A 20,804-nucleotide genomic window follows, 5' to 3' on the forward strand; every position below is an offset into this window, starting at 1 on the left:
TCGCGGAGGCAGAGCTCCGAGAGCGTTATGAAGTTTGAGGATTCACGATCGATCCGATTTGATCAACGACATGCTGCACTAACTCGGCTCGGTCTTCGCAAAGGTAGGCAACATGATCCATCGCAGGATGGAAACAGGACGACACTTCGTGGCGTCCCCTCAGTTCGGGGAACATGTGATCGAACTGGTTTGCGTAACTATAATACATCCCCACGCCACCGGTGTAGATAAAGTGCAAACGGGTTTGTCGATCGGCTAAGTTGGCTAATTGGGCGACCGCCTCGGTGCGTGAGGGGAACTCTCGGATGTCGTCCCCTTGTTGTAGTGATCGCGGTACTTTCTTGCGAATCCCCGTGATGCGGCGGATGACGTCGACCCATTTGCTCGGTCGCAGCATCCGTTGCAGATGGTGTCCTGCAAAACGATGCCAATAGTAGGCGGGGGTGCGGTATCCGCATCCATCCATCGGCACGACCCCCACGACACGATCATCGCGAACCGCGGCGTGCAGTGAGTCGTCCGCACCACTGCACAAGCCAAAGAGAATCACCTTTTCGATCTTCGTGTTTTGCTCGATCCAATCGATCGCTTGGCTAATCTCGTCTGCGGCGCGATCGATGGATCGCCCTCCCACGCCGACACCAAAACTCTCGCCGATTCCCGAAATGTCGAAACGCAACGACGCAATGCCATGACGAGCGAGGGATCGCGCCAAGTCGACATGCAAACGAAACGGGCCGACATGATGTAACATTCCTGCCGTGACGAAGATCACCGCAGTGTCGGTCTGAGTTTGCTGGACCGACGGCTGCCAAACGCCAAGCAAATGGTTGTAGTTGCCAAAGACGATCGCGTTCGGTTGCGAGTTCGGCACCGTTGGCTGTGTTTCCGACTGAAGATTCACCGAGGTGGGCGAATCGTCGGACGTGTGTCGCGGAAGGAGTCCGAGAATCGCTTTGACGCTTTCGGGTGAGGAAAACGCACTCTCCGTGTATTGAGTTGCTTCCCAACGAACGTCATCGGAAACATCGATGACGTTGGATTGCGAACGCAACCAAGCTGATTCGCCAGCGGAAGTCATACTTTGCTTGGTGACGATCACGGCGGTGTTCGGTCGGTTCAAGGGGACGCGAAGCGACTTTAGGCTGTTTCGTTTTTTGGGCGACATCGCGTGACCATAGCTTTGGTCGATCGCACCCGCCGATCGGATGCTGCGGAAACGCTGCAGTCCCACCAATTCCTGGTGATGAAATTGGTCCAGCATTTTGACGAACGTATCGCCGTTGATGACCGGATCCCAAAGGATGAATTGATCAAAGGTTGCCGGGGGCACGGTCGCGGCGATGCTGGCTCCCATCCGCAGCCCGATGGCGGTGATGTGCTGCACACCGCTTTGCCGCTGTAAATGATCGCGAGCGTCAATCAGGTTGCGTTGCATTTGCTCGGCGGTTAACTCTTCACAGCGGCCATGGGAGTTGCCGGTGTTGGCGTAATCAAAACGCAGGACATCGAAGCCATGGCTGCACAATTGCAAGGCTAATTGCTGCAAATTGCGATAGCCGCGTGCATATTCGTGCCCGATCGAATGGCAAAGCACGACGCCGCGGCGAAGTCGATTCCCCCGAGGCCGGTAATGCACGCCGTAAAGCGATTGGCCATCGCTCGGAAAAAAGTGAGCCTCGGCATGGGGTAAGCGTTCGCGAAACGCCCAAATGTCTTCGTCGGGCGATTCGCCATCGACTTGACCGAGTAAGCGACGCAAATGGCGAGCGGATGTTGCGATCGTAGGGTTGGCAAAAAAATCACGCACTGGCAAATCGATGTCCATGTCCGTGGTCAAACGAGCCACCACCTGAGTGACCAACAGCGAACTTCCGCCGAGCAAGAAAAAATCGTCATGGATGCCAATCTCAGGCACGTTCAATACGTCTTGCCAAAGCTCCACGAGGCGACGTTCGAGATCGTCACGCGGCGCTACAAAACTTTCGTCTCGTGGCACAATCCCTTCGTTTGGCGACGGTAATGCTCGACGATCAATTTTGCCGTTGATCGTTTTCGGAAAGGAATCAATGAAGACGTACCGAGCCGGAATCATGTACGCCGGCAGCAAGTTGCGCAGGGACTTTGCAATCAGATTGGCGTCAATCGATTGTTTGCCATGAGCGACATACGCAACAAGGTATTTCTTGCCATCGACCTCGTCGTAGCTCACCAATGAACTTAGCACCCCAGGGGCTTGGTCGATCGCGGCTTCAATCTCCGCCGGTTCAATGCGGTAAGACCCCAGTTTGATTTGGTGATCGACACGTCCGCCAAAGTCGATGTTGCCATCGGGTAACCAACGCGCCAAATCGCCGGTGCGATACAAACGTAGATCCTCTCCGTTGATCGTGACGTTTAGAAAAACCTCGTCGGTGAGCTCGGGCCGGTTCAAGTATCCCAACGCCAGCCCGGGGCCACCAATATACAGGTGGCCTGTTTCGCCTTCGGCGACGGGTTTCAATTCATGATCGAGAATGTGAGCGGTGTATCGCTTCAGCGGTTTGCCGATTGGCATATTGGCCGCATCAAACGTCTCATCAGGAATATAAACGGTCGACGTGACGGTGGCTTCGGTCGGTCCATACGCGTTGCAAAACAAGACGTCGTGATCGCATAACGTTTGCCAGCGTCGATAGTGCTGGACCGACACCTTTTCTCCGGTCGGGATGATCAAACGCAGGGTCTCCGGCACGCGTTCTTTGGACGCGACCATCAAATCAACCCATTGGTGCCAATACGCCGCAGCGATATGAACCGCCGTGATTTCGAAACGACGAATCAGGCTTGAGAGTTCATTGCGATGATTGGCGCGGCCGCGCGGACGAACCACCACGCAGCTGCCCGAGAGCAACGGTGGGAAAATTTCTTCGATCGCAATGTCAAAGCACAGCGTGGAAAACTGAAGCGTGCGATCGCTCTCACTCAAGCGAAAGACATCGATATCCGCAAAGCAATAGGTGGCCAACGCCGAATGTTGAATCTGGACCCCTTTGGGTTTCCCCGTCGAACCGGAGGTGTACATGATGTACGCCAAATCGCTGGGCGCAATCGTGAGCGTGGGGTTCAGCATTGCCGAATTCGTATTCGCATGCAAAGGGGCGGGTTTGCACTCGATCCAGTTTGTCGTGTTGAGCTTTTCTTGTCCGGGGCTGCTGGCCTGGATCAACGGAACGCCAATCGATTCACGATAATTTTCATGACCGATGATCGTGGTGATGGCGGCATCCTCGACCATGTACCGGAGGCGATCGACGGGGTAATCGGGGTCCAGCGGCACAAAGACCGCACCGAGCTTCATGATCCCCAGCATCGACGCAATCGCCTCGGGCGATCGGTCCACACACAGACCAACACGGGAACCGTGTTGGATCCCGTGGTCGATCAACTCACACGCGATCGCGCTGGATTGGCGATCGAGTTCCTGGTACGTCCACTGAACGTCTTCGCTGACGATGGCAACACGGTCGGGAGTACGGTCGAGTTGACGCGCCCATAACTCTGGAAACGAAATCAGTTCTTCCAAAGTTTGACTTTGAAGTGAATTTGGCATGAGCAGCGTGAGATCGGAGTCTGGGTGTGGGAATGCATGTCGAAACGTCTTTGTTAAAGGTTCGTCGTGACGCTCATACTCGCGGTATGGAACACCTCGGCAGGTGCCTTGACGGGTTTGAATAACGAAGCATCTACCGCCGACTCGAGGATTTGCAACCCTTTTTCAAGCAGCGATGTTTCGATGGTTAACGCCGGCATCACCTTCAATACCTGGTCATGTGCCCCGGCTCCTTCGATCAATAAGCCATGCTTGAATGCTTCGGCAATCGTCTCGCTAGCGAGATCACCACAGCGGAGGTCGAGGCCCCAGATGAGTCCGCGTCCGCGCACTCGAAATTGTCGCGCGCTGTGTTTCGCACAAATGGCATGCAGTTTGGTTTGGACCCTCTGGCTGCGTTCTTCGATCTGTTGCTCGAAATCGGAGTCGTTCCAATACTCGAGCACGGCGCGAGCCGAGATGAATGCCAAATTGTTCCCACGGAATGTACCGGTATGTTCCCCCGGTTTCCAAACGTCGATTTCGGGACGGATTAAAACCAAGGACATTGGCAATCCGCCGCCGATGGACTTGGAAATACAAACCATGTCGGGAACGATCCCAGCGTGTTCAAAACTGAAGAATTTTCCACTGCGACCGTTGCCGACTTGGATATCGTCAACGATTAAGTGGATGCCGTGCTGTTTGCATAGCGAGGCGATGCGTCGGAGCCAAGCGTCGCTGGCAACGTTGATGCCCCCTTCGCCCTGAATCGTTTCCAGGATCACGGCAGCAGGAAGTGGCAATCCACTGCTAGGATCATTGAGCATCTTTTCGAAAAGTGTTGAAGTATCTAGGTCTCCCATGTAGCCATCAAATGGCAGGTGGGTTACATCGTTGTGCGAACCGTAGTATTCGCTGTGGAAGAACTGGTTGCCGGTCAACGCCAAGGCGCCAAGCGAATGGCCGTGATATGCGTTTGTAAACGCAACGACATGCGAACGCTGAGTTTGCTTGCGAGCGAGCTTGACCGCAGCTTCGACCGCATTCGTTCCGGTCGGTCCGGTGAACTGAATGCGGTAATCGAGCTTTCGAGGTCGCAGGATGATACGTTCAAAGGCATCGAGAAAATCGACCTTGGCCGAGGTCACGGTGTCCAACGAATGTTGAATGCCATCCCGCTCGATGTAAGCGAGTAACGCCTGTTTCGCCTGCCGATTGTTATGCCCATAGTTGAGCGAACCCGCGCCACAAAAGAAATCGATGAAGGATTTACCATGGGTATCCGTCATCGTGGATCCTACCGCCGTGTCAAAAACAGTGGGAAACAGACGTGCATAACCCCGTACGTTCGATTCGATTGGTTCAATAGGATCTTGCATCGGTGACGATTCCTTGGGCAATAGGAATGGGAAATCTAGCGATTAGGCGAGAGGGCAAGGTTCTCGCCGAGGACGCAGCAAGCTTAGCTTTGTCTTAAAACGGGGCCGAAATGGCCGCCCGGTTCGATTGCGATTCCCACGAAGAGAGACGGTCTCTAACCCCTTCTGCGGATATTAACGGATATCACGGTTACGTGATTCAGAGGGGGGGATCTCGTTTGGGGGGCGTTGAGTACGCTGCGTTTGAATTCGCTCAAGATGATGTGAAATCTGCGATGCCAATCCGCAACCCACTTTCTTGCCCTGCTAAAATAAGATAACAGGAACACCTGCCTCCGTGGAGGGGTTTTCGGGGCGGGGACTTTTCTTGCCAATTAGGGTCTCCGCTCAGTGCGAGGGGAGGTGCGGATCGTCGGAACCTCGGTGTCCCCGCTGCGTTTCGCCCCTTTTGTCCGTTTCGATGCTTACGATTGAGGAACAGGATGCGCCCGAGTTTTCGCTACATTTCGCCAATCGTCTGCGGGCTTTTCGCCGCGGGGTTCGGTTTCGCAGAGACGCCAATCGATTTTAATCGTGATATTCGCCCGCTGCTGTTCGGCCGCTGTGTGGCCTGTCACGGACCCGATGAAGAGCAACGGGCCGCCGGACTAAGGCTAGATACCGAAGAGGGGTCACGTGAAGACCTGGGCGGCTATGTTGCTATCAAACCAGGCGATCCGGAGCAAAGCGAGATCATCGAACGCTTGGCGACCGACGACGAAGAGATGCGGATGCCACCGGCTGGAAAAGGCGATCCGTTCTCGGCACGCGAGCTCGCGTTGGTGCGTCAATGGATCAAGCAGGACGCCAACTACGCAAAGCATTGGTCATACGAAAAACCGAGCCGCCCTGCCCTACCCCCAGTCAAGCAAACCGATTGGATTCGAAATTCGATTGATGCGTTTGTGTTGTCCAAGCTCGAAGCACAGCAAATGAAACCGTCCCCTGAAGCGGACCGTTTGACGCTGGCGCGGCGTTTGGCGATCGATTTAACGGGCGTGCCGCCGACATGGCAGGAAGCTCAGAGCTTCGTCAATGATGTCGACGAAGACGCTTACGGAAACTACGTCGATCGGTTGTTAGCCAAGCCGTCCTTTGGCCGGCGATGGGCCGGCGTGTGGCTCGATTTGGCTCGCTATGCCGACTCAGCTGGCTATGCGGATGATCCGCCACGAACGATTTGGGCGTATCGCGATTATGTGATCGCCTCGCTGAACGCAAACAAGCCGTTTGACCAATTTACGATCGAGCAAATCGCCGGAGACTTGCTCGAGAATCCTAGCGACGAGCAATTGATTGCGACCTCGTTCCATCGCAATACGATGACCAATAGCGAAGGGGGAACCAACGATGAAGAGTTTCGTAATGTGGCGGTCGTTGATCGTGTCAACACGACGATGGCGGTGTGGATGGGGACCACGATGGCGTGTGCTCAATGCCACACCCACAAATACGATCCGATTACCCAACACGAGTATTTTCAACTATTTGCATTTTTTAACCAATCCGCCGATCGCGACCTTCGTGACGAAGCACCCCTACACGAGGTCTGGGGGGCCAAACAAATCGAGCGCAAGCAAGCCTTGCAAGCTCAAATCGATGCGTTGGCGTTGCAGCTCAACGAATCAACTCCCACGTTGGTAAAGGAGCAAGCGGAGTGGATCGAATCGCTGCGACACCCGCCCACTTGGACGCCGCTGTTAACGAGCGACATGACCGCCCGCCAGCGGCAATTGAACTGCGACGAAGAGGGGTGGGTTACCGCGATAGGAGAAAAGCCTCCACAGGAATCCTACGAGCTTGTCTTTCCCATGCGTGACGCAGCCGACGCAAACGTTGGTCCGCTTGTCGCTTTGCGATTAGAAGTGAGTGACAAGCAGACAGAAAACTTCGTGCTTTCAAAGGTCACCGGCACTTGGACGCCGCAAGTCAACTTGCCTCGAAAGGCACAGTTTGTCCGGCTCGAGTTATCGGGCAAGAAACGGATGATTCATGTCGCGGAATTGCAAGTCTTCAGTGGCAACGAGAACGTTGCATTGAGCGGAAAAGCAACCCAAAGTTCGACTGGATCTAATGGTCCGGCGGAACTCGCCAACGATGGTAACACCAGCGGTGACTTTCAAGAGCGATCGGTCACGCACACGACCGCCGAAGACAATCCATGGCTCGAGATCGACCTCGGAGCAGAGTTTCCGGTGGATCGAATTGTATTGTGGAATCGAACGGACGGAGGGGCGGCGATCGCCGAACGTTTAGCGGGCTATCGACTTCAATTGCTTGATCCATCGCGTCAGGTGATTTGGGAGCAGTCGCCTGCGACGCTGCCTTCGCCGAGTATCGAACTGAAAACCAACGGAGAAATTCCGCTTCGTTTCACGGCGGCATTTGCTGATTTTGAACAACCCAAATTCACTGCGACAAGCATCTTGGCTAACCCCGTTGACGCTCGCCAAGGTTGGGGGATCGGTGGCGGTTTGGCCGCCGCTCACCAGCTAACGCTCCTGCTCGATCAACCCATTCCACTTTCCGAAGGCCGTTTGACTTTAAACTTGGATCAAGAGTCGATTCATGAAAAACATTTGCTCGATCATTTTCGGTGGTCGATGACGTCCGATGCGTCGGTCGCACGTTGGGCTTCATTGGCTCCCCATGTCCAAGCATTGTTAGCTGCCGAAGAATCCTCTCGGACTGCGTCGGAGCAAGCTGAGCTAGCGGCTTACTTTCGAAGCATTGCCCCTTCGTTGGAGCCGATTCGCAAACAGCATGCGAAATTGGAACGCGAGCTTCGCGAAATGAAACCTGTGACGACCACGCCTATCATGCAGCCATTGGCGGTGGATCAGCGGCGGAAAACCCATGTCCATCTCCGCGGCAGCTACCTGAGTTTAGGCGATGAGGTGAGTGAGGGGACTCCACAAGCATTTCACCCGCTCGAGCACGATGATGCTCTCGATCGATTGGATCTGGCGCGATGGTTGGTCGATGTCGAAAATCCATTAACGGCTCGAGTGATTGCCAATCGCCATTGGGAACAACTTTTCGGGACCGGGATTGTCGAGTCGAGCGAAGAGTTTGGGGCGCAAGGGGAATTGCCTTCCCATCCAGAGTTGTTGGATTGGTTGGCGACCGAATTGCGCGACGGTGGCTGGGACCTCAAAGCGTTCTTGAAACGGTTGGTGATGTCGGCGACCTATCGGCAAAGCTCGGTGACAAGTCAGGCTCAACAAGCAATCGATCCGATGAACCGGATGCTCGCGCGGGGGCCGCGTGTCCGCGCTTCCGCCGAGATGGTCCGCGATCAAGCACTCTTCGTGGCAGGATTGTTGAGTGATAAAATGGGCGGGCCGCCCGTCAATCCTCCCCAACCTGCATTGGGATTGCGCGCCGCCTTTGGTGGCAACACCGATTGGAAGACAAGCGATGGGGAAGACCGCTATCGCGCTGCGATCTACACGATGTGGCGACGATCGAGTCCCTATCCTTCGATGTCGCAATTCGATGCTCCGAATCGCGACGTGTGTCAGGTGCGACGAACCCCAACCAATACACCGTTACAAGCACTTGTGACGCTAAACGATCCCGTTTACGTCGAAGCCGCCCAGGCGCTGGCGCGGCGCACCGTGGCGGCGGCCGAAACGAGCGAGGAGCGAATTCAGTTCCTGTTCCAAACCTGCTTGATTCGCGAGCCTAACGACGCGGAAATTACGAGAATCCGGCAACTCTTGGACGATGCCTTGCAAGCGTTTTCGGCAGACCCCGTTGCGGCCAACCAGATGGCGACCGATCCGATCGGCGAGGCTCCCCAAGGAGCCAACGTGGTGCAACTCGCCGCCTGGACGGTGATTGGAAACGTGATGTTAAATCTCGATGAGATGTTGATGAAGCGTTAGGACAAGGCGATCCACAATAATGTCCCCGGCTTCCGATTTCCCAAGGCGTCTGGCGGGTTTCCCGCCGTGGACTGTCGCTTCACCCGCCGACCGAGAGGTTCCCGCCAGCCGTTTTTTTGCGTACACTCGCCGATCCTCTCCACGCCTTGTCGAGGCGTTTCCCCCTCCTTTCTGCTACGGCCACCCCTTTCCTTTTGGGTAGCGAAAAATATGCCAAACACCACAACCACTATCTCGACGCTCGCCGTTTTGGGCTTGCTTCACTTGACGCTTGCCGCTGGCGGCTTGGTTCATGCCGAACAGCCCCCGTTTGTTGCCGGCAAACCCTATCGAATCACGGCAGAGCATGCCGTATTAAACACCGAAACGACCGAAATCGTCGCTGAATCGCGACTGAACAGCAAACAGGGGATCACGCTCAAACCGAAGGCGGCCGCAGCCGTTGAGAGTGATCGCGACCCGTCGGATATTTCCTTCAGCATCAAAGCCCCCGCGGCGGGGCTGTACGTGATCAGCACCTACGCGGTGGTGGATGACGAAGGGGCCGCGCTGATGGAGAAGGCGAAAGGAAAATACGATTCGCTATTCATGAAACTCCAAATCGATGACGAACGCCCGACAAAGCGAGTGGTCTACGTCCCTTGGAACCGCCCACGTCAAGAAACGGGGAAGTTCCACCTCAACGGTCAGGATCAGCAGCTGAAGCTCTGGTTGCCTCGAGGCGTGCGACTGGGATACATCGAACTGAGAACCTACACACCACCGGCGGTTCCTGAGAAAGCCCAGGCTTACCAGCCCCCCGTGGTTCCTCCCAAGACCCGACCACGATTGTGGGTTAACGAAGCGTCATTGCAAACCGTGAAGGAACGCTTGACGGTGGGCGAAAACGCAGCGGTTTGGGAGAAACTCACCGCGTCCGCTAAAAAACCGTTCGTGTTTAAGTTTTCCTCAAGCGAGGAAGTTCCGTTCAATGCGGCACTCGAAAAAACGGCCGAAATCAAGGCCTTCTACTATCTGATGACTGGCGACAAAGCGGTGGGACGCGAGGCGGTTCAATTGACCGCCGATTACCTCTCGCATGTCGAGTTTGGCAATGTCTTGGATGTCACTCGCGAAATCGGCCGCGCGATTTACACCGCGTCGGTGGTATACGATTGGTGCCACGATCTGATGAGCGAAGCCGAACAGTCACTGCTGCGTGAGCATTTGATGCGACTGTCGATCGACATGGAATGTGGTTGGCCCCCATTTCGCCAAAGTGTCGTCAACGGGCATGGCAATGAAGCCCAAGTCAACCGCGATCTGCTGGCGATGAGCATCGCACTCTACGGCGACGATTCGAAACCGTACCAATACACTTCTCATCTCATTTTAGAAGATTTGGTGCCGATGCGAAAATTCGAGTACCAATCGCCACGTCACAACCAAGGGGTGAATTACGGTGCCTATCGTTTTGGATGGGAGATGCATGCGGCATGGTTATTCTACCGCATGACGGGCCAACCCGTTTTTGACGAGAACTTGAAAGGGGTCCGGAAATTTTGGCAGTACATGCGGCTCCCCGATGGGCAAATGCTTCGTGACGGTGATGGATTCAACGCCGGACGGCCTGGCACGTTTTATTACTGGCGCCATCCCCAGACGATGCTGTTGATGTACGCCTACGCAAACGATCCGGTGCTGAAGGGAGATTTCGAGCGTCAGGGTGGATTGGCGGGTAACCCCGTGTTGTTTTTGCTGCTGAACGATCCGAATCTGAAGTCGATCGAAAGCCTTGATTCGTTACCGCTGACAATCGATTTTGGTCCGATTCTCGGGTCGATGATCGCTCGTACCGGATGGGACATCAGTCTCGACAGCAACGATGTGGTGGCGGAAATCAAAGGGGGCGGATTCCATTTCGGCAACCACCAACATTCCGATGCCGGAGCGCTACAAATCTACTACCGGGGTCAGCAGGTCGCCGACCTGGGCGTCTATAAGTTCTATGGAACCCCGTACGACGTCAACTTCAACAAGCGTTCGATCGCCCACAGCATGATGCTGGCTCGAGATCCGGATGAGAAGTTTCTTAACACGGAATCCAACGACGGCGGGACCCGCTACAACCAAAGTCATCCCCGCACCCCGGCGCAGACCAAGCGGGATCCAAAATTTCACAATGGCAAAGTCGTCTCGACCGACTTTGGTCCCTCCAAGCAAACACCGGCCTACAGTTATTTCAAGGCCGATTTGACGAGTGCGTATTCGGCGAAAATGGAACAGTACACTCGCGGGTTCTGCTTCCTCAATCTGCAACGAGACGACGTTCCTGCGGCGATCATCTTGACCGATGATATGACGACCGCGAATCCAGCATTCCAGAAATACTGGCAAATCAACACCCTGGAACCCCCGCAGCAAACCGCCGACGGCGTCATCCTGCAGAACAAACGAGGCGAGTTGGTTGGCAAGACCCACGTGAACATGCTGGTTCCTGCCGCGACCGATCGCCAAACGGAGATCTTCAGCGGGAAAAAAGCAAACAGTTCGTTCGAGTTCCAATACGATGCGCCGCCGACCTATCATCCCGAGGCCAGCGGGCATCGGATCATGATCTCGCCTAAAACAGCGAATCAGCAAGATCGGTTCCTGACCGTTTTCCAGATGACCGCGGGCGACGCCAAGCCGTTGAAGGTTGAGTTCAGCGAGACGGAGCAGAACTTTGTGGTCCACCTTGCCGATCGAGTCGTTTCGATGAGCAAAGGCTCCGCGCTCCTCGAAGCGAGTTTTACGATCCAGGTTCTAGGCGAGGGCAAGCGTCAGGTGTTGTTGACTGGATTGAAGCCAGGCAACTGGAATGTCCAAAGTGGCGATGGCAAGCAAATTACCGCTGCAAAGGTCTCCGCGGGCCAAAACACGATGTACTTCGAAGCGAACGCTGGGGAATTCCTCGTGACGCCCAAATGAGGGCCTGAGTCATGCCGATCCCCACGGCGAATGTTCCCAGGCGAGCCGCCTGGGAACGGGGGGAAACGAGAACGGGAAGCTCAATGCCGCTTGATTGCCGCGTTTGAGTTCATCGCATTGGGCGATCGTGTAGAATGGAAGCCGGCTTGATTGCCGAAGCGATCCCCGCACCGTTCTCGAGGAAGAATCATGGATCCCCGATTCGAACAAATGCTGCTTCGAACGCGACGCCACTTCCTTCAGCAATCCGCTGCGGGGATTGGCGGCATCGCACTGGCGGCCTTGACCAACGAGCATGCGAAGGGACAGGACGTGCTTGCGTCTGCTCCCCTGCCCTCGGACCCGTTGGCCCCAAACCCGTTGGCCCTGCGCAAACCTCACTTTCCTGCGAAAGCAAAGCGAGTGATCTATTTGCATATGACCGGTTCGCCACCGAACTTGGATCTGTTTGATTACAAGCCAAGTTTAGCGGAACACACCGATCAAGATTGCCCCGCCGAGTTTCTGCAGGGCCGCGAATTTGCCTTCACCAGCGGTACGCCAAAGCTAATGGGGTCACCCCGCCGTTGGTCTCAGGTGGGGGACCAGGGGACTTGGATGTCCGACGCGATTCCCCATTTTCATGGGATCGCAGATGATCTTTGTATGGTCCATTCGATGTACACCGACCAATTCAATCACGCTCCGGCGGAGTTGTTGGTTTACACCGGTTCGCCTCGATCGGGGCGGCCGTCGATGGGATCGTGGGTGACCTATGGGCTCGGCAGCGAGAACGAAAATCTGCCGGGATTTGTGGTGCTGATTTCGAGCGGGGTACAGCCCAATGGGGGCAAGTCGTCGTTCGGCAGCGGGTTTTTGCCCTCGGTTTATCAAGGCGTTCAGTGTCGCTCGAAGGGCGACCCCGTGTTGTACGCCTCGGACCCCGCCGGGATGGATCGCCCGCTGCGCCGCAAGACCCTCGATGCTCTTGGGGATCTGAATCAAATCCAAGCGTCCGCGATGGGACACCCCGAAACCTTGACGCGTATTTCACAGTATGAATTGGCGTTCCGCATGCAGACCGCGGTTCCCGAGGTGATGGATATTTCGCAAGAGAGTCAAGCGACGCTCGAGGCCTACGGAGCGAAACCGGGCGAATCAAGTTTGGCGAATAATTGCTTACTCGCGAGGCGATTAGTCGAGTCGGGGGTCCGCTTTGTCCAATTGTTTGATTGGGGCTGGGATTTCCACGGCACGTCGGTCGGTTCTGGAATTACCGACGGATTGACGAGTAAATGTGCCACGATGGATAAGCCGATCGCCGCGTTGATTAAGGATTTGAAACAGCGTGGATTGTTCGAAGACACGTTGGTGGTCTGGGGAGGCGAATTTGGCCGCACCCCGTTCCGCGAAGGTCGCACGGCGTCGAGCAAGGTGCTTGGACGCGATCATTACCCCGACGTCTTCTCAATGTGGTTGGCCGGTGGCGGCACGAAAGCGGGATTCGACTACGGAGCATCGGACGAACTTGGGTTTTCGGTCGCGGAAAACCCGGTCCATATTCATGATTTGCAAGCCACCATCTTGCACCTACTCGGCTTCGATCACGAACAATTGAGCTATCGCTTCCAAGGTCGCGATTACCGTTTGACCGATGTGCATGGACGCGTCGTTAAAGAACTGCTCGCCTAACATGCCCGCCTTTGAACCGGAGGGCGCGCGTGGTGGTGGGGGTGAGGGCGGCGTTCCGCCACATGGCTATTGCTCGCTGTCTTGAATCAGGGTGACTAATTGAGTGCCCAAGTCGTTCAGATCTTGGGCTAAGCGTTCGGATTGTCGATTGGCAGCGAGCGTTTGCTGCGTTCCCTGGTCCACTTGAGCCATGGCCGTATTGATTTGCGATAGCGCGTTGGCTTGTTCCCCCACACTCTCGACGATTTGAGTCGCCGCTTTTGCGGCCGTCTTGATTGTCTCTCCTAACGTTCGGATCACCTCGTCGGCGTGGGATACCACTTCGCTCGCCTCGTCGATCAAGTGGGATCCTTTCTCGGCCGTGGAAACCACTTGAGTAATGGCTTGATGAACGTCCATCAAAATCGTGCGAATCTCGACGACGGTTTGTTTGGACTGGGCCGATAACGATTTGACCTCGGCCGCGACGACGGCAAAACCTTTACCGTGTTCACCGGCGCGTGAAGCTTCCACGGCGGCATTCAGCGCTAACACGTTGGTTTGTTCGGCAATGTCGGTCACCTTGCTGAGGAATTGTCCGATCGTTTGAGAACGTTCGGCGAGCATCAGGATCGCTTGGCCCACCGATCCGGATTGTTCACGGACGTGATGCATCGCTTTGATCGTATCGCGTACCGATGCCAAGCCCGTTTGTCCCACTTCGTCGGCTCGCAGCGAGGATTGTGCCACGTGTTTGGCATGGTCGGCCGCATGACTTGCCGTGGTCGCTACCTGGTGCACGGTGGCGGTGATTTCCGAAACCATCGCGACCTGTTGCTGAGTCATTGCCGCTTGCTGTGAAGTCGAGGCAAGGATTTCCTTGCTGGCGGTGGAGAGTTGTTCCGCGGCATTGCGGATGCCCGCAAACAACCGCTTGCGTTCCGCTTCGATCTGTTGCCGCATCGTAATGTCTTGCAGGGTCAGGATGATCCATCGATTTTCACTCGCTTCCATTTCGGTTCGCCGCACCGCCAATGGAATCTTGGTTCCGTTGGGATGGTGGATCTCGACGACCGTCTCGGCATTGGGATCGGGTGAGGCGGGCACGGCGGCTAAGCCGGCGGATAACTGCTGCAAGCTTTGCCCGATCACCTCGTCCGCGCTGCGATTAAACAATTTCTCTGCGGCGACGTTGAACGAGCGAATCGGTCCCTGGTCGATGAAGGTTACGATGGCGTCGGCGGTGGAGTCGAGGATTGTTTGGGTGTGCGCTTTTTGTTCGGAGATTTCTCGTACTTTCAAGCTTAACGTTTCAGCCATCCGGTTGAATTCGTTCGCCAAGTCGCCGATTTCATCGTGGGAATCGACCGTGACCCGTTCGTTAAGCGAACCGCGGCCCATTCGCTGTACCGATTTCCTCAACTTCACAATCGGTCGGGAAATCGATTGTGAGACGATAACGGCGATCGTCAGCACCGCTAAGAACGCCAGCGCGGCAATGAACATCGCTTGATTGCGCAGCATTCGCACCGGTGCGAACGCTTCGCTGGAATCCATTTTTACGACCATGCCCCAGCGAAACGACGGAAGGTATCGCCAAACCGCGAGCACCGGTTCGCCACGATAGTCAATCGTTTCACCACGCCCCCGATAGCCTTGGACGGCCAAATACATCGGCTGTTCTGGGACCGAACTCATCTTCCAACGTCGTCGATAACCGATTTCGGAATCGAACCGCGTCGAGGTGGCAAAGACGATCTCGTCACCGACACGTGATCCAATCAATGTCTCGCCGCTCTGACCCAACCCTGTGTCTTCGTGAACGAGCGAGATGATGCGGTCGTCGCTGGTGGCCAACGCCACGACTCCCACGGCGACTTCCCCTAGCGTCACCGGCGCCGCGATCAAGCGAACCTGGGATGTCGCGGAAATCAGGATGGGATCGGAAACCGAGGTTTCCAGGAGCGTGGCGGCACGATTGGCGACTTTGGATAGTGCCTCGGGGAACGTTTTGATTTGTCCGAGTACATTATTGTCCCCCTCGGCAGTCGAAAACACTTCCTTTCCGTCATTCGAAACCAAATAAAGCTCCTTGTAACGAATGCCTTCAAGGTACGACTTCGACAAACTCCGCATGCTGGCCCGCGCCGCGACCGCATCGCTTGCGTCGGCGTCATTAATGGAAAGGATTTCGAGCGCATTGGCGACATCGGGGATTTTGGACAACGTCGCGACATCGTCGATGCGCTCTTGGAAAAAGGTATTGATCTGCAGCGACTTGCTATCCGCAGTGGCCCATAAGTGACTCTCGATTTGTTTCCGCAGGGCGTGCTCGGCACTGATGTGAGCTAACAGCGCGACGATCGCCATCGGCACAAGCGAAATCGCCAAGAACCACGCAATCAATCGGGGGAGAAGCCGGCGTGAAATCATGGTTTGTCGCGCTCCGAGTCAGCCGGCTTGGACCAACTTTGCCCCCAATCCCGATACATGTCCTCAAGAAACTGTTCCCATTGTTCGCGAGATTGGTAGATCGGAAACGTGACGGGGCGGACCGGGTAGTCCGAGGTCCAAACGATGTCGAATTGACCATCCCCACGGATGCGTCCAATCCGGAGTGTTTTCCAGGTGTGATGCGTCTCGGGATCGATCGAAACGATGCCTTGCGGAGCGGGGAAGCTTTGATTGCCAACCTTGGTTCGCACGGCGCTTGGTTTGTCGGTGCCCGCATCTTCGACGGCTTGCTTCCACAGATAAACACCAAAGTAACCCGCTTCGATCGGGTCATCGGTGACGCGGTCACTTCCAAAACGGTCCTGGAAACGCTTGACGAACGCTGTGTTGCGTTCGCTCGCGATACTTTGAAAGTAGGTCCATGCGGCATAGTCGCCTTGCGTCTGATCGTAACGCATGTTCAACAATTCGACTTCGGCAATACTGAATGACATCGTGGGAATATCGCTGGCTGCGATACCGGCAGCGCGCAACGATGAAAAGAATGCGTGATTGCTGTGTCCGTTGAGGGTGTTGAGGATGAAATCGGGCTTTGTCGCCACAATTTTCGCAACAATCGCATCGGCTTGTTCGCTGTCAAGCAACATGTATTCTTCGCCAACAACTTCGCCCTGCAACGCGCTGATTTGAGTTCGCAAGATGGTGTTGACGGTGCGTGGAAAGACATAGTCGGAACCGACCAGAAAGAACGACCTCGCGCCAAGGTTGTCGAAACACCATTTCACCGCGGGAAGGATTTGTTGATTCGGAGTCGTGCCGGTGTAGACAATGTTCGGTGATTGCTCCAGTCCTTCGTATTGAACGGGATAGAACAAGAGATGCTGGTGTCGTTCAAAAATGGGGCGAACGGCTTTCCGGCTCGCCGAGGTCCAGCAGCCAAAGACCACGCTGACCTGTTCATCCACGATCAACCACTCGGCCTGACTCGCAAAAATGGCCTCCTTGGATTGGCCATCGGCGCTGACCACTTCGATGGGTCTGCCAAGAATACCACCGCTGGCGTTGATTTCTTCAATCGCCATCAGCGTGGCGTCACGCACGGGCGATTCGCTGATCGCCATCGTACCGGTTTGTGAGTGCAGGATTCCGACTCGAATCGGTCGGCGGCTCGCTTGGGAATTGATCGACCGACCGAGGAGAACTGCCGCGATGGAGAGCACGATGGTGGCGAGAAAGAGCCACCGCCAATGGGGCGGTTTCATTTGCAGCCTTCATTTAAGCGCAAGCGACCAGCGACGATTCAACGCTCTTAGCCGCTTCCACGCTATCGCGGTCGCGACCTCAATACCTCGCTAGTATAGCCGATAGCGTCGGCACCGCAGGGCACGATTTTACCGCGATCGAGCGATATCTCGGAACTCGCCGGTCGCTCGCAGCGCTCCACTGGATGGCCGTTTACCGCAGTCGCTCGAGCCATGCATCGGTCGCGATCACTTCGCTAATGAACATCTGTTGCGAGACCAGAATCGAATCTTGCAGCTGTTGGGCGGTCACCGATCCCGCTTCATTTGCAACGTCCAACGTGCCAGTCGCATCGCGCAGAAACTCGACTTTGTATCCGCGATGAAACGCTTGACGAGCCGTCGTATCACAACACATTTGTGTCATGTAACCAGCGATCGCCACCGTGTCGGCATCAACTTTTTTTAGCCATTCAGCCAAATTCGTGTTGGTGAAGGAACCGGGCAATTGTTTGTCGATCAAAACATCGCGATGTCGTTTTTCGACTTCGGGATGCAATTGCCATGCCTCGGAGTTAAGCCGAAAGATCGGTGATTCAGGATCGGCTTGGTGATGGCGGATCACCGCAGTCGGGACGCCCGCCTGTTTCGCTTCGTCCATCACCCGCAAGATTTGATCGAGATGACCGACCGGATAGGTCACCGGCAAGGCGCCACTGAAATATTCTTGCTGAACGTCAATCACCAATAAGGCACGGCTCATCGCGTTAAATCCAATTTGAGAATTGGGGCGGGGGTCAGGGAACGATTGGACCTATTCTATCGCAGCCCGACTTTGGAGAAAACACAGTCGCCCGAGGTCTCCGACGACGATGCACGCCGTGACCCTCTCCGGAGAAATCGCTAAAGGCTCGTTTCCCGGCCCTCCCAGCTTCGCTGGGAGGGGGAAACAAGTCGTTGCTACAGTTTGCGTTCGACGCGAGCTGCGATCACTCGTCGGTGACGCAACCTTCGCTGGCGCTCTTGACGTTCTTGATGTACTTGTAAAGCGTGCCACGCGTCGCTTTCAACGGCGGTGCCGTCCACGCTTCACGCCGCTTGCCAAGTTCGGCTTCGTCGACATCGACGTCGAGCCGGTTGGTTTCGGCATCGATCGTGATCGTGTCACCATCTTGAACGAGCGCGATCGGGCCGCCGACTTGAGCTTCCGGGGTGATGTGGCCCACGATGAAGCCGTGGCTGCCCCCGCTGAAACGCCCGTCGGTCAACATCGCGACATCCGATCCGAGCCCAGCACCCATGATGGCACTGGTCGGGGTCAGCATTTCGGGCATACCCGGACCACCCTTGGGACCTTCGTAGCGAATCACGACAACGTCCCCCTTTTGGATCTTCTTTTCCTCGAGCGCGTGCAGCATGGCTTCTTCGTTGTCGAAGACGCGTGCGGGGCCGCTGAACTGCAATCCTTCTTTGCCGGTGATCTTGGCCACGGCGCCCTCAGGCGATAGGGAGCCACGCAAGATACGGATGTGGCCCGACTTTTTGATCGGTTCTTTGACCGAATGCACGATCGTTTGACCCACTTTTAAATCGGGCAGCGGCTCCAGATTCTCGGCCAACGTCTTGCCGGTGACGGTCATGCACGAACCGTCCAACAATCCCTCTTTGAGCAAGTACTTCATCACGGCCGGGGTGCCGCCGATGGAGTGCAAGTCCTCTTGGACAAACTTGCCGCTCGGTTTCAAGTCGGCGAGGAACGGGATCCGGTCGCTGACGCTTTGGAAGTCATCGATCGTTAGCGGGACGTCGACGGCGCGAGCCATTGCGATCAAATGCAAGACCGCATTCGTGCTGCCGCCGAGCGCCATCACGGTGACCATCGCGTTCTCGAACGCGGTGCGCGTCATGATGTCACGCGGTTTCAAGTCCATCTTGAGCAGTTTCAGGATGGCATCGCCCGCGTGCAGACACTCTGCTTTTTTATCGGGATCTTCGGCGGGAATGCTTGCCGAGTAAGGCAGCGACATGCCGAGGGCTTCGATCGCCGAGGCCATCGTGTTGGCGGTATACATCCCGCCACAGGCACCGGCACCCGGGCAGCTGTGGCGAACGATTTCGCTGCGTTCTTCTTCGTTGATTTGTCCGGCCAAGTATTGCCCGTAGCACTGAAACGCGCTGACGATATCAAGATTCTCGTTCTTGTAATGGCCCGGCTTGATCGTGCCACCGTAGACCATGATCGCAGGACGGTTCAGCCGTCCCATCGCGATCAAACATCCCGGCATGTTCTTGTCGCACCCCGGCAATGCAATCAGAGCGTCGTACCACTGGGCGCCCATGATGGTTTCGATCGAGTCGGCGATCAAATCACGGCTCTGCAACGAGTAGCTCATCCCGTCGGTGCCCATCGAAATGCCGTCGCTGACGCCAACCGTATTGAATCGCATCCCGACCATTCCCGCAGCGGTGACCCCGGCTTTAACCTCGGCGGCCAAATCCAACAGGTGCATGTTGCAGCTGTTGCCTTCGTACCAAACGCTGCCGATGCCGATTTGCGGCTTGTTCATGTCTTCGGAAGTCAACCCGGTTGCGTAGAGCATCGCTTGGGACGCCCCTTGGCTCTTGGGTTGAGTGATCTTTTGGCTGTACTTGTTTAACGGTGCATTCATGGCCAGTAGAGTACGCAGTGCAGGAGGAAGTGGATGGAGGTCGACAAGCGAAAGGCGACGGACATGGGGTGGGATGTGCTTTGGGTGGCAGCATCATCCGCATCGATTTGCCGACTTCGCAGGCCAACGATTATGATCTTCATCGGGCGTTTCACAACGGGACGGCTCTACGATCCTTTGGGGAGTTGAGAAAATGAGAGGTTTTTACGGTTTTCTGTTCGTCTTCGTAATTGCGTGTCCCGCTGCGACGCTGCAAATTCAACGCGGGTTCGCGGACGATTTTCAACTCAAGTCGAGGTCGCTGTTCGATGGCCAGACGTTGGCCGGTTGGGAAGGCAATGCCTATTGGTTCCGAATCGAAGACGATGCGATCGTAGCCGGCCGGCTGGATCAGCCGATTCCGCACAACGAATTCCTCTGCACTACCGAATTATTCGCGGATTTCGAATTGAGGTTGGAGGCGAAATTGATCGCCGCGAGTGAAGAAAGTGCCACCTCGTTGAACGCCGGGGTGCAATTTCGCACCAAACGGATCCCCCACGATAGCGAAGTTTCTGGCTATCAGGCCGATATGGGCAAGATGGGGGAACGGTTGATTTGGGGCGGTTTGTACGACGAATCGCGGCGGAACCGGTTTTTGGTCGAGCCCCCGTCGGACCTTACCAAGGACCTTGTCAAAGAGAACGACTGGAACGAAATCCGTATTCGTTGCCAAGGACCGCGAATTCAAATTTTCGTTAACGGCGTGCAAACGGTCGATTACACCGAAACCGATGACCAAATCCCTCGCCATGGCATCCTCGGATTGCAAATTCACGGTGGTCCAGCGGCCGAAGCTCATTACCGAAACCTTCGTATTCGCAACCTAATCAGCAAGTAAATGTCGCTGATCGCTCCGCGATCTTGCGTTTTTAGGGACCAGCGTTTTTAAGAGCTCGCGTTTTTTACAACGACTCGTT

10 protein-coding genes are annotated in these 20,804 nt (G+C 55.7%); 4 read left to right on the forward strand and 6 right to left on the reverse strand.

The window, feature by feature from the left end; genetic code table 11:
* Positions 1-25: 25 nt before the first annotated feature.
* Together Pla52o_RS02155 and ectB are read right to left on the reverse strand one after the other, a co-directional pair.
* Complete coding sequence (locus Pla52o_RS02155; RefSeq protein WP_146592927.1) at positions 26-3,592, reverse strand: amino acid adenylation domain-containing protein; 3,567 nt, start codon at positions 3,590-3,592, stop codon at positions 26-28.
* Positions 3,593-3,645: 53 nt separating this feature from the next.
* On the reverse strand, positions 3,646-4,953 hold the full coding sequence (ectB, locus tag Pla52o_RS02160) for a diaminobutyrate--2-oxoglutarate transaminase (RefSeq protein ID WP_146592928.1): 1,308 nt from the start codon (positions 4,951-4,953) through the stop codon (positions 3,646-3,648).
* A gap of 482 nt (positions 4,954-5,435) precedes the next feature.
* On the opposite strand from ectB, the gene Pla52o_RS02165 reads away from it, so the two are divergent.
* The 3 genes from Pla52o_RS02165 (at position 5,436) to Pla52o_RS02175 (ending at position 13,502) form a co-directional block, all read left to right on the forward strand.
* Positions 5,436-8,882, forward strand: a complete 3,447-nt coding sequence (locus Pla52o_RS02165; RefSeq protein ID WP_146592929.1) for a DUF1553 domain-containing protein — start codon at positions 5,436-5,438, stop codon at positions 8,880-8,882.
* Positions 8,883-9,092: 210 nt separating this feature from the next.
* The gene (locus Pla52o_RS02170; RefSeq protein ID WP_146592930.1) at positions 9,093-11,831 is read left to right on the forward strand and encodes a hypothetical protein; all 2,739 of its coding nucleotides are present in this window, start codon (positions 9,093-9,095) and stop codon (positions 11,829-11,831) included.
* 189 nt (positions 11,832-12,020) lie between these two features.
* A complete protein-coding gene (locus Pla52o_RS02175; protein ID WP_146592931.1) occupies positions 12,021-13,502 on the forward strand; it encodes a DUF1501 domain-containing protein in 1,482 nt (493 codons plus the stop codon).
* Positions 13,503-13,568: 66 nt separating this feature from the next.
* On the opposite strand, the gene Pla52o_RS02180 is transcribed toward Pla52o_RS02175, so the two are convergent.
* The 4 genes from Pla52o_RS02180 to ilvD all read right to left on the reverse strand — a co-directional run bounded on the left by Pla52o_RS02180 (position 13,569) and on the right by ilvD (position 19,845).
* Entirely contained in the window at positions 13,569-15,914 is a 2,346-nt protein-coding gene (locus Pla52o_RS02180; RefSeq protein ID WP_146592932.1) for a methyl-accepting chemotaxis protein, read from the reverse strand.
* Positions 15,911-17,197 carry an urea ABC transporter substrate-binding protein gene (locus Pla52o_RS02185; protein WP_146592933.1) on the reverse strand — a complete coding sequence of 429 codons (1,287 nt, stop codon included), beginning with the start codon at positions 17,195-17,197 and terminating at the stop codon, positions 15,911-15,913. Before Pla52o_RS02185 ends, Pla52o_RS02180 begins: the two co-directional genes overlap by 4 nt.
* Before the next feature lie 193 nt (positions 17,198-17,390).
* Positions 17,391-17,939, reverse strand: a complete 549-nt coding sequence (locus Pla52o_RS02190; RefSeq protein ID WP_146592934.1) for a cysteine hydrolase family protein — start codon at positions 17,937-17,939, stop codon at positions 17,391-17,393.
* A 226-nt stretch (positions 17,940-18,165) separates the two neighbouring features.
* Complete coding sequence (gene ilvD / locus Pla52o_RS02195) at positions 18,166-19,845, reverse strand: dihydroxy-acid dehydratase (protein WP_146592935.1); 1,680 nt, start codon at positions 19,843-19,845, stop codon at positions 18,166-18,168.
* A 193-nt stretch (positions 19,846-20,038) separates the two neighbouring features.
* Here ilvD and Pla52o_RS02200 point away from each other — a divergent pair, with 193 nt between their 5' ends.
* The gene (locus Pla52o_RS02200; protein ID WP_146592936.1) at positions 20,039-20,725 is read left to right on the forward strand and encodes a 3-keto-disaccharide hydrolase; all 687 of its coding nucleotides are present in this window, start codon (positions 20,039-20,041) and stop codon (positions 20,723-20,725) included.
* Positions 20,726-20,804 lie beyond the last annotated feature (79 nt).

The sequence above is a fragment of the Novipirellula galeiformis genome (assembly GCF_007860095.1).
GTDB classification, from domain to species: Bacteria; Planctomycetota; Planctomycetia; order Pirellulales; family Pirellulaceae; genus Novipirellula; species Novipirellula galeiformis.